A 13,884-nucleotide genomic window follows, 5' to 3' on the forward strand; every position below is an offset into this window, starting at 1 on the left:
TACTCGGCGACCGCCGACGGTTGGCGGTCAATGCTCGACGGGAGCATCATTCCCGGCTCGGCGGCGGCCTCACCGGTCGCCGACGCCGGGTCGGTCACGGTCGGGGCGGCGACGTACGCCGCACCCTCGGGCGCGGTCTACCTCGCTACGACCGGCTCCGACTCCAACGCCGGCACCGCTGCCGCGCCGGTCGCGACGCTGACCAGGGCTGTCGCGCTCGCCGGCGACGACGGGACCGTCGTCGTACGCGCCGGCACCTACTTCGAGGGCGCCGACACCCAGTCACAGACCTACCCGGCCGGCATCTACGTCGACCGGTCCGACCTGACGATCCAGGCGTACCCCGGCGAGGCCGTGTGGTTCGACGGCTCCCAGGTCGCGACCGGGTGGGTCGCCGCAGACGGGTTCTGGTCGACGGCCTACGACCGGGTGTTCGACCGCTCCCCGACCATGTCGTCCGGTGCGAACGACTCCACCGACGCCGGATGGAACTGGGTCGACCCCGCCTACCCGCAGGCGTGCTGGCCCGACGCGGTCTGGGTCGCGGGCGTCGCCTACGAGCAGGTCACCGACAAGGACAAGCTCGCGCCCGGGAAGTTCTGGGTCGACGGTGCGACGACCACTGCGAAGTGGTTCGCCGGGACCCGCCTGTGGCTCGGCGACGACCCGACCGGCAAGACCGTCCGCTATGCCGCGAAGGCGAAGCTCGCGACGGTCAAGGGGGACCGGGTCACTCTCCGCGGTGTCGGGGTGCGCCGGTACGCCTCGGCGATGGCGACGCACGGGGCGCTGTACGCCGACGGGCAACGCCTCACCCTCGAGAACGTCGTCGTGCAGGACGTCGGCGCGTTCGGGATCAACATCGACTCCAGCGCCGACACCACGTTGACGAAGGTCACCGTGCAGCGCACCGGGTCCATCGGTGTGAACACGAACAAGTCGGACCGGCTCACGTTCGACCGGTGCCTGTTCGACGCGACGTGCTCGGGCGGGTTCAACTACAACGCGCCCGGCTCCGGCGGGGTCAAGGTCTGCAAGGCGCAGGGCGGCATCATCAAACGGTCCGTCTTCCGCAACGGCCTGCACGGGGCGTGGACCGACCAGTCGGTGTACGCCTTCCACGTCGTGTCGTCCCTGTTCGAGAACAACACCCGCGACGCCGTGCAGCAGGAGCTGTCGGGGTCGGGCATCATCGCGAACAACCGGTTCGTCGGGACGGGCCGCTCCCACATCAACGTCCACAACACCGACCGGGCGCGGGTCTACAACAACACCTGCCGCACCCTCGGCGGGGCCACGTTGCCGCCGTCCGGGCAGCGGCGCGCGATCCTGTTCCGGCAGGACAACCGCCGACCCGGCAACACCGGGTACGCCAAGGACACCCGCCAGCCCGACACGGGGTTCTGGGACCAGCCGCAGAACGTGTGGCAGATCAACGACCTCGCGTGCTGCAACAACATCGTCGCCGGCAACGGCCAGAACGTGCAGTCCGTCCTCGCGATCGACGACCTCGAACGCAACACTGGCGGCGGCAGGCTGTGGGCGGCGTACCACCCGGTAATCGCGTCGAACGTCTACCACTGGACGACCGCGCCGCAGTACGCGTGGATCACCCCGGACGTGGGCACCTACTCCTCGGGCATCCGAACGTTCACCGCCCTGGCCGCGATGCAGTCCGCGACCAGCAGTGAGGGCTCGTCCGTGGTGTCCGCGACGGACCCACTGGATGCGAACCATCAGGCGGTCGGTGTGGACCACTCCACCGCTCAACCGCTGCCCGCCGACATCGCCGCCCTCATCGGGCAGCCTGCCGGCGCCAAACGAATCGGAGCCTTCTGGTGACCATCAGGCAGAACCACTTCGACGCCGGCACCCCAGGTGCGAACGTCACGCAGGCCAACAGTGGCGGCGCGGGCAACGGTGACGCGTTCACCTACTTCGACGTCAACGGCATCCCGGCCGCGATCCAGTACGACACCGCGCAGAAGGTGTCCGGGACGAAGTCGGCCCGCCTCGACATCGGCGCGAGCAAATACGCCGCCGTCGGATGGTCGAGCCTGACCGCGGCGACGCTCGCGGCCCGCGCCTACGTCTACCTGCCAGCCGCGCCCGCGTCGTCGATCATCCTCATCCGCACCGAAGACACCAGCGGCGCACGCGACGTGAACGTCCAGATCAACGCCGACCGGAAGATCCAGGTCGACCTGAAGGGCGCGTTCGGGTCGTGGGCGGCCACAACCGCACTGCCGCTGGCGACGTGGGTCCGGGTCGAGCTGTACGTGACGAAGGCCGGCGCGGTGAAGTGCGCGTACTACGAGGGGTCGTCCACGACGCCGGTCACGGGTGGGTCGTACTCGGTGACGGGTGCTGCGGTCGGGACGGGCTCGTTCGGTGCGGTCCGCTTCGGCTGCGCCGGCTCCTACGGTGGGTCGTCGTCGTACTCGTTCTACCTGGACGCGCTCGCGTCGGATGACGCGGCGGCGGACTTCATCGGCCCGTACGTGCCGCCTGCGGCTCCGACGACGCCGATCTTCCGCCTCGACTCGGGCGGGACACTCACACCCGTCCTGGTGACTCCGCTGTGAGCGCCCGCGCGTGGCGGACGGGTGAGCGTGTCTCGTCGCGGCCGTGGATCGTCGCAGCGGTCGGCTTCACCGGCCTCGCGCTCGCAGCGTGGGGCCGCCACGCGCTCGCCGAGCTCGCCCGCGTCACAGTGCCGTGAGAGTCGCGTACGTCAGCAGGATCTACGTCGACCGCGAGCGCGCGGACGCACCGTCCCGATACCTCCGACTCGCGCTGCACGACACCGCCACTGACCTGCAAGCGCACGCCGACCGCTACACCCGCCGCCGTGACGAGACCAGCAAACCGTGGGACGACGTCCTCGGCTGCTGGCACCCCGCCGTACGCCGCGAGCGGCACGTCGCCGGCGAGTGGGTCGACGTCACGGGCGGGTTCGCCGGGACGATGAGGCTCGCGCTCGACCGGGTGACGCCGGAGATCATCGCGCACGAGTCCACCCATGCCGCGCTGACTCTGTGGCGGCTCGACGTCGCTGACCGGGTCGACCTCGGCGATGACTGCGACGACGCGGAGGAGCGGTTCGCGCTGCTGCTCGGCGGGATCACTGGGAGCGTGACCGAGATCGTCGCCGCCGTGTCGGTGCCCTGAAGTCAGGGCAGGTCAAAACCCCTGCAATATGAAGCCCCCTCGGTCCTTCGGGATCGAGGGGGCTCTTTGTCGTACCCCCGCGCGACGATGAGCGCATGGACGAGTACCCCGTCGAGCACGTCACCAACACCTGGCCGCCCGACCACCCGAACTACTCCGCGATCGGCTACGACCCGAAACGCCCCGACGTCACCGCCCGCGTCGTGTTTGCCGAGTCCGGCGAGATGCAGGTCCACGGGCACGCCGTACGCCACTTCGAGCAGTCCGTGCACGTGCGCTGGCAGACCGAGTGGGGCGAGGCCGGCGCGTGGCTCCACGAGGACGACGTACGCCCCCGTACCCTCGACTCATGAGCGAGCAGAGCGTCGACCAGATGCACGCGCACCGCGACGACGCGTTCTACGCCGCCCAGCTGCGGGCGTCGTTGCCGCAGCAGGACCGCGGCGACGCGACCGCACCCGACGACGACGAGGGCTGAGGGGCGAACGTCGCGACCGGCCCCGCGGCCGTCGATGCCGTGACCGCGAGCGCGGCCGGGTCGTCGCACTGGAACGACAGCCGGAACCGGACCCGCTTCGACGGCATGACGTACCGGACCGGCACGCCGGCATCGTCCGGGGCGACGTACTCGGCTGCGGTCTTCCCGTGGCATGTCGCTGCGAATGACACGTCCCGTGCGCCGTACGGGTCGCCGGTCGTGTTCCCGAGCACGACCTGCACCCGCACATGACCCGCCGCGGGGTCGGAGTCGATGAAGGCGGGCTCCCGCACTCGCACCGTCTGCCCGGCTGCGCCCGTGGCCGTCTCGTCGTATGCCACGACCTGCGTCTGTGGTGCGTCGTCGGGTGCGGTCATGACGACGTCGGGTAGGCGCGTCTCGGCCGATTCGGCGTGGCTCTCGGTTGAGCAGCCCGCGAGCGCGAGCGTGAGGACCGCGGCGGCGGTCGCGAGCGTGGTCTTCATCAGTCCCCCTCAGGCTGTGGCAGCAGCGTACGACGCTGCGCCCCGAACTGCAGCGTCGTGGCGAGCCCTTCCAGCGCGCGCCGCGAGAGCTCCTGGGACACGTGCTGGTAGCCCCTCGTCGTCGTGACGCTGCTGTGCCCGACGATTGCCCGGATCACCTCGGAGTCGACGCCGAGCTCGAGCAGCAGGGTCGCGGTGGTGTGGCGGGCCTCGTGCAGGGTGTAGCGGCGGCCGACACCGTGCTCGTCGACGTGCGCGACCCGGGCGGCGTCCTGCAGCGCGAACCAGGCGTCACGGTCCGTGCCCTTGCGCACCGGGCGCGCCTCGGCCTCGGTCCACACCAGCCCGTAGGGGTTCGGCGGGGCGGTCTCCTTCCACCAGCGCAGCGCCTCGACCATCGGCTCCACCAGCGGCACGACCCGCTCGCGCGACTTCGGCCGCACCAGGTGCGCGGCGCCGACGAGCCTGCGAGCCGTGTAGTCCCGTGGGATTCGGAACGTCTCCAGAGCGCGGTCGTCGTACGGCAGGCGCTGCAGCTGCCAGGACACGTCCATGAGGGCTCGGTCGAGGTCGACGCAGTCCCAGGTGAGGCCAAGACACTCGGCCTGGCGCATCCCCTGCAGGAGGGCAGCTGCCCACCGTGTCGCATCAGGTCGGTCGCCGGCCGCCTTCAGGAGCGCCATCGCCTCGTCGAGCGGGATCGCGTCACGGCCCGACTCCGGCAGGCGTGGCCGCGGAGTCAGGCGCACGTTCGACGGCACCGCGTGACCTTCCAGCTCGGCCGCCTTGAGCATCACCATCAGCACGTCGTGCGAGCGGAGCGCGGTCGCTTCCTCGTACCCGGCGTCCCGGCATGCCTTGTGCACGGAGCGCACGTCGGCCGGCGTGAGCCGATCGAGCTTGCGGGTCCCGATCGTGGGCACGATGTAGCGGCGTACGACGCCGCGGGCGTCGGTGAACCGGGAAGGACGGACGCGCTGCTGGTACAGCGGCAGCCACGTGTCCGACCACTTCTTCACCGTCATGCCCCCGCCGCCGGCCGCGGGGATGCCTTCCTTCGCGGCCTTGTTCTGCATCGCCCGCAGCTTGCGCTTCGCCTCGGTCTCGGTCTTCGCGCTCTGGGTGATGTAGCGGCGCGCGCCTGAGCGGGTGAACCCGGCTTCGATCTGCGCGACCCATCGTCCGTCGCGCTTGCGCTGGAACACCGAGCCGGTGCCCTTGTCCCGCGGCGGCTTCTTCTCGTCGTCAGTCACGTCAGTCATTGTGTCAGTCATCCCGTGGCGAGACATGTCGAACTCTGGCAGACAAACACGCAGGTCAGAGGCTTGCGCACAGTCAAAACCTACCGCTTGCCCGCTCTCCTAAAGCGGGTGTCGGCTGTTCGAATCAGCCCGGGGGCACGGTTGCACGACCTGAACGCCACGACGCGAGCTCCTCGGCCGCGCACGCGCTACAGCCCGTACGCCGACGAACACGTCGCGTCGCCCCAGGCGCCTCGCGTTGTGCGCGCCGGATCTCGTACAGCTCCAGCGACCCGTCGTAGTAGTCCTTGGTGCGCCATTCGAACCAAAACACGCACCTGGTTGCCTAGACTCCAGGGGTGGACACGGACTCGCATAGGATTAGCCCTGCACAATTGCGTTTCGTTCGAATCACGGGACTTCTAGGAGAGTTCGAGCACGAATTTGAATTTCCCCAGAACTGGAGCTTTGTCATTCTCCATGGCCCAAACGGAGTCGGCAAGACCAAATTGCTCCAACTGATTCGAGCGACCATTGATGCGGACCCATCGACGATATCGTCGATCCCGTTCGAGGCAGCCGACATGTCATTCTCGGACGGCACGACGATATCTGTCGCGCGAAGCGGCCAAGCAGCACTTCCGGAGCTAGAGTCGGATTACGATCTAGTGCTGGCTCCAATCACAGCCCGCATGACAAGGGGCGGCAGAACCATCGACGAGTGGCGGCCCGCGCCCCTCGAACCAAGGAACCTTGCTGGGTTTTCACGGCAAATCAGCATGGAGTACCCGTTTCTCACAAGGATCGAGCGCGGGCTGTGGCGCGATATCCGATACGATCGTTTGTACGACACGCGGGCGCTCGTGTCACGATACCCCGGCCTGAAGAGATTTCTTCGCGAAGACCAAAGCGATCTGGGCGACGGCGGCGAAAGAATTAGGAATTACCTCGCGACGATGCGCGTCCACCTCATCGAAACCCAACGACTCCTTCTCGCGGAACCATCGGACCGTTCCAATGCAATTGACCGAGGGCTAATACCCCGAGTCGAAACGTTCGCAGAGGATTTGACGAAACGCCTCAGCATCGCCCTCGCGCACAATTCCAGAACGTCACAGAAACTCGATAGATCATTTCCCCGACGCCTCCTCCAAGTGCAAGAAGGGGACATCCAAGTAACCGAGGAAACAATCCGACGGCGCTACGAAGAGCAAAGCAACCAGCGCACGAAGCTCGCAAACATTGGAGTTCTCGACGGGGCCGAGGACCTTCCACTGCCTACCCGCGAGCTCCAGCCCTGGGAAAGGCGGGTTCTTTGGAACTACCTCGAAGACACGTCCGAAAAGCTGAGGACGTTCGACGAATTGCTTGGCAAGGTCGAACTCCTCATGGAGATTGTTAATTCTCGTTTCATCAACAAAGAGCTTCGGATAGACCCTGCCGTCGGATTCCAATTCATCACTCGCCGAGGAACAAAACTACGCCCAGATCAGCTCTCATCCGGGGAGCAGCACGAACTGGTGCTTGTATATGACCTCCTGTTCAATGCCGCAAGAGGATCCCTGGTCCTAATCGATGAACCCGAGATATCGCTGCACGTTGCGTGGCAACAAAAATTTCTTGATGATCTCTCTCGGATAGCCGATCTGACAAGCGTCCGCTTCGTAGTCGCCACACATTCACCACAAATTATTCACAAGTGGTGGGAACGCGCCGTTGGACTTGATGGCGGGGTAGTCGGACCCTGAGATGCGAGATCTCATAACCGCGGACGACACGATCAGCCATGTCCTTCTGCTCCGCGCGGCCGATCCACGGACGATCGTTCTCGTCGAGAGTGACGAGGACTCAAGCGCGCTCGATCCACACGTCGACGAGGTTCTTTGCCAAACGATACCGACAAATGGCAGAGATGTAGTCTTGGGCGCGATTTCCAGAGCACAGGACCTATTCATAGACCGAGTCCTCGGCGTGATCGACAGCGACCAACATCGGATAATCGGAACCGCTCCAAGTTGCACCAACATCATTATGACGACGTGGTGCGATATGGAGACGGAGATTGCGTTCAGCAACGACCAGAAGGTGCTTCAACGTGTTATCCGGGCGCACTTCGATAACCACGCGTTTGAACGAGTCCTCGGGAACTCGTCCATGCTCAGCATGGGCGATGCGGTGGCCGAAATTCTGCGCCCAGTCAGCCTGCTGCGTATGGCCTCGCGACGAGATGGACTCGGCTTGAACATTTCGTCCGTGCCCATCCACGAGGTAATCTCTGGCAGCCCCGCGAAGATGGACCTCGAAAGATTCTACAAGATAGTCTGCGCAAAGTCGAAAGACAGCCCGATGTCCCCGCAGGACGTTTCTAGCATCGTCTCGAAGGAAATTCGTGATTGCCAGATTGGGTCGTCCTCAATATGCAATGGCCACGATTTTGTTGCAGCTGTCGGGAAAATAGGGGCATTGGCGACCCAAGAGAAAGTCGGAGCCAAGGTGCTCGAGCGGTCATTGCGAGCAGCGTTCGATTGCGAGAGCCTGCGCTCGACGGCGCTGTATGCGGATGTTGCAGAATGGTCAGAACGCAACTCCACCAAAGTCTGGGTTTGCGGGCAGGGGCGCGATTGACGGCCAGGCAACCTCGCGTCACGGGCGGCTGATCTCGAACAGCTCGAGCGTCTCGTCGGGTTTTGGTGCAGGTCGTACGCGAACTGCGCGTCGCCGTCGGTGAACCGACGCAGCACCAGCCGCTCCGTACGGACGTCGTTGCTCTGAGCGCCCTCACCGATGACCATGGGCTGCAGTCTGTCAAGGGTGGATGTCCTGGCTGTCGGCAGCCGCCGGGGGTTAAGTTACCCGGACGTAGGTTCGCAGATGGAGGCGTGACGGATGAGCACTGCTGCAGTCGAGACGCGGTGGGCCTGGCCCGCCGAGCACACCGACGAGCGCGGCCGGCGCCCCCTGCGCCCGGCGCTCGACCCGTTCTACCGGCCACCGAGCGGCTGGGAGTCGACCGAACCCGGCACGACCTTGCGCAGCCGCGACGTCGACCCGGCGTTCCTCGGCCGAATACCGTTGCGGGCCAAGGCCGTTCAGCTGCTCTACACCACGCTCGACATGCACGGCGAGCGTACGACGACGGCCACCACGGTCCTCATCGCCGAGGGCGCGCCCGACCTGCCCGAGCGGCCGATCCTGTCCTACCAGTGCGCCATCGATGCGCTGTCACCCGAGGCCTTCCCGTCGTACGCCCACCGCCTCGGCGCTCCGACGACCGGCGAGGTGGTCCAGCTCGAGCTGCTGCAGATCGCGTGCGCGCTCGCGCAGGGCTGGGTCGTCTCGGTGCCTGACCACGAGGGCCCGCACGGCAACTGGGGAGCGCCGCGCGAGTCCGGCCACTGCGCCCTCGACGGCGTCCGCGCAGCCCTGCGCCACCACGACTTCGGTCTGTCCGAGCACTCCCCCGTCGGCATGTGGGGCTACTCAGGCGGCGGCTGGGGCACCGCGTGGGCGGCCGAGATGGCCGACTACTACGCCCCCGAGCTCAACACGGTCGGTACTGTGCTCGGCTCGCCGGTGGGCGACCCCGAGCTGGTCTTCCGGCGCGCCAACGGCCACCTGTTCGCTGGGCTCGCCGGGCTGGTCATCGCGAGCCTGGTGCGCATCTACCCCGAGATGCGCGAGCTCGTCGACGAGCATGTCGACGCCGACGGCCGCGCGTTGATCGACGACGCCGTCGAGCTGCAGACCGGTCACGCGATCGCCAACATGGCGTTCACCGACTTCGGCAGGTTCATGCGGGTGCCGGTCCAGGCGTTCCTCGACGACCCCCGCATGCAGGCGATCTTCGCCGACATCAAGCCCGGGCTGGGCACGCCGGCGATGCCGGTCCTGATCCTGCAGGCGGTGCGCGACCAGATCGTGCCGGTCGCCGGAATCGACCGGATGGCAAAGGGATTCGCCGACCGCGGCACGACAGTGATGTACGTCCGTGATCGCCTCAGCGAGCACTTCACCCTGCACATCTTCTCGGGACCACTGGTGATCACCTGGCTCACCGAGAGGTTCGCCGGGGTCGCCGTGGCGGGCTCGTCGACGACGACGGTGACGACCGTCCTCGGCTCCGCCCGCCGACTGCGTACGGGCCTCGGCCTGCTGCGGGTGTGCGGCCGCGTGTTCCTCGGCAGACGCCTGGTCTGATCCGCACTCACGCGAATAACCGCATGCACAAACGGTTTTCGGGCTCCTAGCGTCGTTCTCGCACCGCTCGGTCCGCGAGCGGCGAGAGACTGGAAGGACGATGGAGCACATCACCGACACGCTCATCAGCTGGGCGTCGATCCTCGAGCAGGGCACCCGCGAGCAGGCGCGTACGACGGCCACGATGCCGTTCATCCACCCGCACCTCGCGCTGATGCCCGATGCCCACCTGGGGCGCGGCGCGACCGTGGGGTCGGTCATCCCGACCCTGGGCGCGATCATGCCGGCCGCAGTCGGCGTCGACATCGGCTGCGGGATGATCGCGGTCCGCACGCAGCTGTCCCTCGACGACCTGCCCACCGACCGGCGCCCGGTCCGCGAGGCCATCGAGCGGGCGATCCCGCTCAGTGCCGGCGCGGCCAACCGCAAGGTCAGCCGCGAGCACACGCAGCGTCGCCTCGACGAGCTGCACACCCTGGCCGCGGAGGCGGGGTTCGACCCGTCGTCGTACGCGCGGCGCTGGGAGCTCCAGCTCGGCACGCTCGGGTCGGGTAACCACTTCATCGAGATCACGGTCGACGAGCAGCAGCGGGTGTGGCTGTTCCTGCACTCGGGCTCGCGCGGTGTCGGCAACAAGATCGCGCAGCACCACACCGAGGTCGCCCGAAACCTGTGTGAGCAGTGGTGGATTCGGCTGCCGGACCGCGATCTCGCCTACCTCGTCGAGGGCACGGACGAGTTCGACGCGTACATCTCGCAGATGCGGTGGGCGCAGCACTACGCGCTGCTCAACCGCGAGGAGATGATGGACCGCGTGGTCCGGCAGGTGTCGGAGTGGGCCGGTGTCGACGTGGAGCGGCTGGAGGAGATCAACTGCCACCACAACTACACCGAGCAGGAGCGCCACTTCGGCAAGGACGTGTGGCTGTCGCGCAAGGGTGCGATCAACGCCGAGCGCGGCCGAGCCGGGCTGATCCCCGGCTCGATGGGCACGGCGTCGTACGTCGTCTCCGGGCTCGGCAACCCGGTCGCGCTCTGCTCGGCGCCGCACGGCGCCGGTCGTGAGTACTCGCGTTCGAAGGCCCGCAAGACGTTCACGCGCGAGCAGCTGCGCGAGGCGATGACGGGCATCGAGTACCGCGACACCGACGCGTTCATCGACGAGATCCCGGCGGCGTACAAGGACATCGACCAGGTGATGGCGGACGCCGCCGACCTGGTCGAGATCCGGCACACGCTGCGTCAGGTCGTCAACGTCAAGGGCGACTGAGGCAGCACCACGGCTGGGCAGGACCGGGGCCAGGACCCGGTCCTGCCCAGCGACGACGATCAGCCGGTCACGTGGCGTCGGGCCAGAGCATCTGCCGGAAGACCCGCAGCGTCTCGGCCACGACCCGCTCACGCTCGGCAGCGTCGAGACCAGCGAACGGGCCGTCGATCATCATCAGCGCCAGGCCGTGCACCATGCTCCACGCGGTCATCTCGGTGCCCAGGCGATCAGCCTCGGAGATCACGCCCAGGTCGACCAGCTCGGCGACGAGGCCGACCAGCATCTGGTGCGGGTGATCAGGCGCCTCGTACTCGTCGGGTGCGTCATCACCATGAACCCCACCGGTGAACGACGTGCGGTAGAGCCCCGGCTCGGCGAACGCGAAGTCGACGTACCCCTGCCCGAGCGCCTGCATCCGGGCGCGCAGCGACTCGACGCGGTCGTCGGTCGGCTCGAGGGCCTCGAGGCGCTTGCGCATCGCCCCGCCCATCTTGGCGACGCACTCGGCCTTGGCGGCCGTGATCAGCTCGTCGTGGCCCGTGAAGTGCCGGTACGCCGCGGTCGGGGTGACGCCGACCTGCCGGGCGGCGGCGCGCACCGTCACAGCCTCCGGCCCGCCCTCGGCGGCGAGTGAGGCCGCCGCGTCGATGAGGGCGTTGCGCAGGTCTCCGTGGTGGTAGGCGTTCATGACATGGATGTTGACGGGCGTACACATTGATGGCAAGTTAACACCCACAAAGTTTACGCCCGACCACATCAGGGGAACCACCATGCTCCATCGCCTCGCACTGCTCGTCGTCAGACGCGCGCGGCTGGTGCTCGCTGCCACCGTCGTCGTCCTCATCGCCGCCGCCGTGCTCGGTGTCGGCGCGTTCAGCAAGCTCCAGGGCGGCGGGTTCGAGGACCCGAACGCCGAGTCCACCACCGCCTCGACGGTCGTCACCGAGCGGTTCGGCGACGACCCCGACCTCGTCCTCGTCGTCGACGCGGGCAAGCCCGTCGACCAGGCCGCCGCCTCGGGCCGCGCCCTCACCGAGCGCCTGTCGCAGGACCACGACCTCGGCACCGTCGCGTCGTACTGGACCACCGGCGCGCCGTCGATGAAGTCCGCCGACGGCACGAAAGCCCTTGTCGTCGCTTCGATTCCGGGCGACTTCGACCACCAGGCCGAGGTCGCCACGGACGTGCTCGCCACGTACGGCGGGTCGCACGACGGCCTCACGGTCGCGATGGGCGGCGAGAGCGGCGTCAACCTCGACGTCAACGACCAGATCACCAGCGACCTCGCGTTCGCCGAGTCGATCGCGATCCCGCTGATGCTGGTGCTGCTCGGCCTCGCGTTCGGCAGCCTCGTCGCTGCGCTGCTGCCCCTCGCGATCGGGGTGTTCGCGATCTTCGGGACGTTCGCCGAGCTGTCGGTGCTCGGCTCGCTCACCGACGTCTCGATCTTCGCGATCAACCTGACCACCAGCCTCGGGCTCGGGCTCGCGGTCGACTACGCGCTGCTCATGGTGAGCCGCTTCCGCGAAGAGCTGGCGCACGGTGGCTCGACCGACGACGCCGTCGTCCGCACCGTGGAGACGGCAGGGCGGACGATCCTGTTCAGCGCCTCCACGGTGGCCGTCGCGCTCGGCGCGCTGCTGCTGTTCCCGCTGTACTTCCTGCGGTCGTTCGCCTACGCCGGCATCGGCGTCATCCTCATCGCGATGCTCGCGGCCCTCGTGGTGCTGCCTGCTCTGCTCACCGTGCTCGGCACCCGCATCAACGCCGGCCGCCTGCCCTGGGTGAAGGGCTCCCCCGCCACGGTGGCGCCGTTCTGGGGCCGGCTCGCGGGCGCGGCGATGCGCCGCCCGGCCCTCGCCGCACTGCCGGTGCTCGCGGCCCTGCTGCTCATGGCCGCGCCGCTCGCTCACGTCGGGTTCAGCACGCCCGACGACCGCGTGCTGCCGCAGAGCGCGACCAGCCGAGTCGCCGGTGACTCGCTGCGCACCCAGTTCACCTCCGACGACACCGACGCGATCGTCGCCGTCAGCGACCGTGCCGTCCCGGCGAACGCCGTCACGTCGTACGCCGCCGCCATCTCCCGCATCGACGGCGTCGAACGGGTCGACTCCAGCGCGGGCACGTTCGTACGAGGGCAAGAGGTCGCGAGCTCACCCGCGGACGCGCGCAACGCTCGACCGGACGCCCAACGGCTGTCGGTGGTGATGCCGTACGACGCCCAGTCCGACCAGGCGCGCGACCTGCTCGACCGCGTACGCGCCCTGCCGGAGCCGCCCGGCACGTCGTTCGCGATCGGCGGGCCGACCGCGGCGTTCGTCGACGGGCAGCACGCCATCACGTCGCGCATCCCGTTGGCCGCCGTGCTCATCGCGGTCTCGACGTTCGTGCTGCTGTTCCTGTTCACCGGCAGTGTGCTGCAACCGCTGAGAGCGTTGGTACTCAACGTGATCGGGCTGTCAGCGACACTCGGCGTCCTCGTCTGGATCTTCCAGGACGGCCACCTCGCGGGCTGGCTCGGGTTCACTCCTCAGCCGCTCGAGATGAGCATGCTCCTGCTGCTCTTCTGCATCACGTTCGGGCTCTCGATGGACTACGAGGTGTTCGTCATGAGCCGCATCAAGGAGATGCACGAGCGCGGCGCCGGGCTGCGTGAGTCGGTCACGGAGGGGCTCGCCCGCAGCGGTCGCATCGTGTCGATGGCCGCCGTCATCCTGGCCGTGAGCTTCTTCGCCTTCGGTACGAGCTCGGTCAGCTTCATCCAGATGTTCGGCCTGGGCGCGGGCATCGCGGTCCTCGTCGACGCGACCCTGATCCGAGGCGTGCTCGTACCCGTGGCCATGCGGCTCATGGGCGACCGCGCCTGGTGGGCGCCCGCTCCCCTGGCCCGGCTGCACCGCAGGTTCGGGCTGTCGGAGGCCCCGTCCGCACCAGAGCCCGCTCCGCCGGTCACACCCGAGCCGGTGCCAGCCGGCCGCTGACCCGCACAACGCGCGTACGCGCAGACGACGCTGACATGTCGGCGTCGTCTGCGCGTACGCG

At 67.8% G+C, this 13,884-nt stretch carries 13 protein-coding genes; 11 read left to right on the plus strand and 2 right to left on the minus strand.

All coding sequences use genetic code 11. The features are described from left to right. The first annotated feature begins 30 nt into the window (after positions 1-30). The 6 genes from VV01_RS14705 (at position 31) to VV01_RS24655 (ending at position 3,649) form a co-directional block, all read left to right on the plus strand. Entirely contained in the window at positions 31-1,842 is a 1,812-nt protein-coding gene (locus VV01_RS14705; RefSeq protein WP_157508860.1) for a right-handed parallel beta-helix repeat-containing protein, read from the plus strand. Continuing rightward, on the plus strand, positions 1,839-2,585 hold the full coding sequence (locus VV01_RS14710) for a hypothetical protein (protein ID WP_050670537.1): 747 nt from the start codon (positions 1,839-1,841) through the stop codon (positions 2,583-2,585). Before VV01_RS14705 ends, VV01_RS14710 begins: the two co-directional genes overlap by 4 nt. Beyond that, positions 2,582-2,722, plus strand: coding sequence for a hypothetical protein (locus VV01_RS23415; protein ID WP_157508861.1), 141 nt, complete (start codon positions 2,582-2,584; stop codon positions 2,720-2,722). The genes VV01_RS14710 and VV01_RS23415 overlap by 4 nt, the downstream gene beginning before the upstream one ends. Next, positions 2,719-3,171, plus strand: a complete 453-nt coding sequence (locus VV01_RS14715; protein ID WP_050670538.1) for a hypothetical protein — start codon at positions 2,719-2,721, stop codon at positions 3,169-3,171. Before VV01_RS23415 ends, VV01_RS14715 begins: the two co-directional genes overlap by 4 nt. 95 nt (positions 3,172-3,266) lie before the next feature. Next, the gene (locus VV01_RS14720; RefSeq protein WP_050670539.1) at positions 3,267-3,524 is read left to right on the plus strand and encodes a hypothetical protein; all 258 of its coding nucleotides are present in this window, start codon (positions 3,267-3,269) and stop codon (positions 3,522-3,524) included. Beyond that, entirely contained in the window at positions 3,521-3,649 is a 129-nt protein-coding gene (locus tag VV01_RS24655; protein ID WP_269431131.1) for a hypothetical protein, read from the plus strand. Before VV01_RS14720 ends, VV01_RS24655 begins: the two co-directional genes overlap by 4 nt. A 484-nt stretch (positions 3,650-4,133) precedes the next feature. On the opposite strand, the gene VV01_RS14730 is transcribed toward VV01_RS24655, so the two are convergent. Next, complete coding sequence (locus VV01_RS14730; RefSeq protein WP_197275052.1) at positions 4,134-5,387, minus strand: tyrosine-type recombinase/integrase; 1,254 nt, start codon at positions 5,385-5,387, stop codon at positions 4,134-4,136. A 347-nt stretch (positions 5,388-5,734) separates the two neighbouring features. On the opposite strand from VV01_RS14730, the gene VV01_RS22860 reads away from it, so the two are divergent. From VV01_RS22860 to VV01_RS14740, 4 genes are all read left to right on the plus strand, one after another. Beyond that, positions 5,735-7,123 (plus strand): AAA family ATPase, encoded by a 1,389-nt coding sequence (locus tag VV01_RS22860; RefSeq protein ID WP_157508862.1) that lies wholly within the window; start codon positions 5,735-5,737, stop codon positions 7,121-7,123. Between the two features lie 223 nt (positions 7,124-7,346). Beyond that, complete coding sequence (locus VV01_RS22400; RefSeq protein WP_157508863.1) at positions 7,347-8,000, plus strand: hypothetical protein; 654 nt, start codon at positions 7,347-7,349, stop codon at positions 7,998-8,000. A gap of 261 nt (positions 8,001-8,261) precedes the next feature. Beyond that, a complete protein-coding gene (locus VV01_RS14735) occupies positions 8,262-9,572 on the plus strand; it encodes a lipase family protein (protein ID WP_050670542.1) in 1,311 nt (436 codons plus the stop codon). 100 nt (positions 9,573-9,672) lie between these two features. Continuing rightward, positions 9,673-10,842 (plus strand): RtcB family protein, encoded by a 1,170-nt coding sequence (locus VV01_RS14740; protein ID WP_050670543.1) that lies wholly within the window; start codon positions 9,673-9,675, stop codon positions 10,840-10,842. Positions 10,843-10,909: 67 nt separating this feature from the next. On the opposite strand, the gene VV01_RS14745 is transcribed toward VV01_RS14740, so the two are convergent. After that, positions 10,910-11,557 carry a TetR/AcrR family transcriptional regulator gene (locus VV01_RS14745; RefSeq protein ID WP_231635244.1) on the minus strand — a complete coding sequence of 216 codons (648 nt, stop codon included), beginning with the start codon at positions 11,555-11,557 and terminating at the stop codon, positions 10,910-10,912. A gap of 55 nt (positions 11,558-11,612) precedes the next feature. On the opposite strand from VV01_RS14745, the gene VV01_RS14750 reads away from it, so the two are divergent. Further along, a complete protein-coding gene (locus tag VV01_RS14750; protein WP_050670545.1) occupies positions 11,613-13,823 on the plus strand; it encodes an MMPL family transporter in 2,211 nt (736 codons plus the stop codon). Positions 13,824-13,884: the final 61 nt, after the last annotated feature.

The organism is Luteipulveratus halotolerans (assembly GCF_001247745.1).
GTDB classification, from domain to species: Bacteria; Actinomycetota; Actinomycetes; order Actinomycetales; family Dermatophilaceae; genus Luteipulveratus; species Luteipulveratus halotolerans.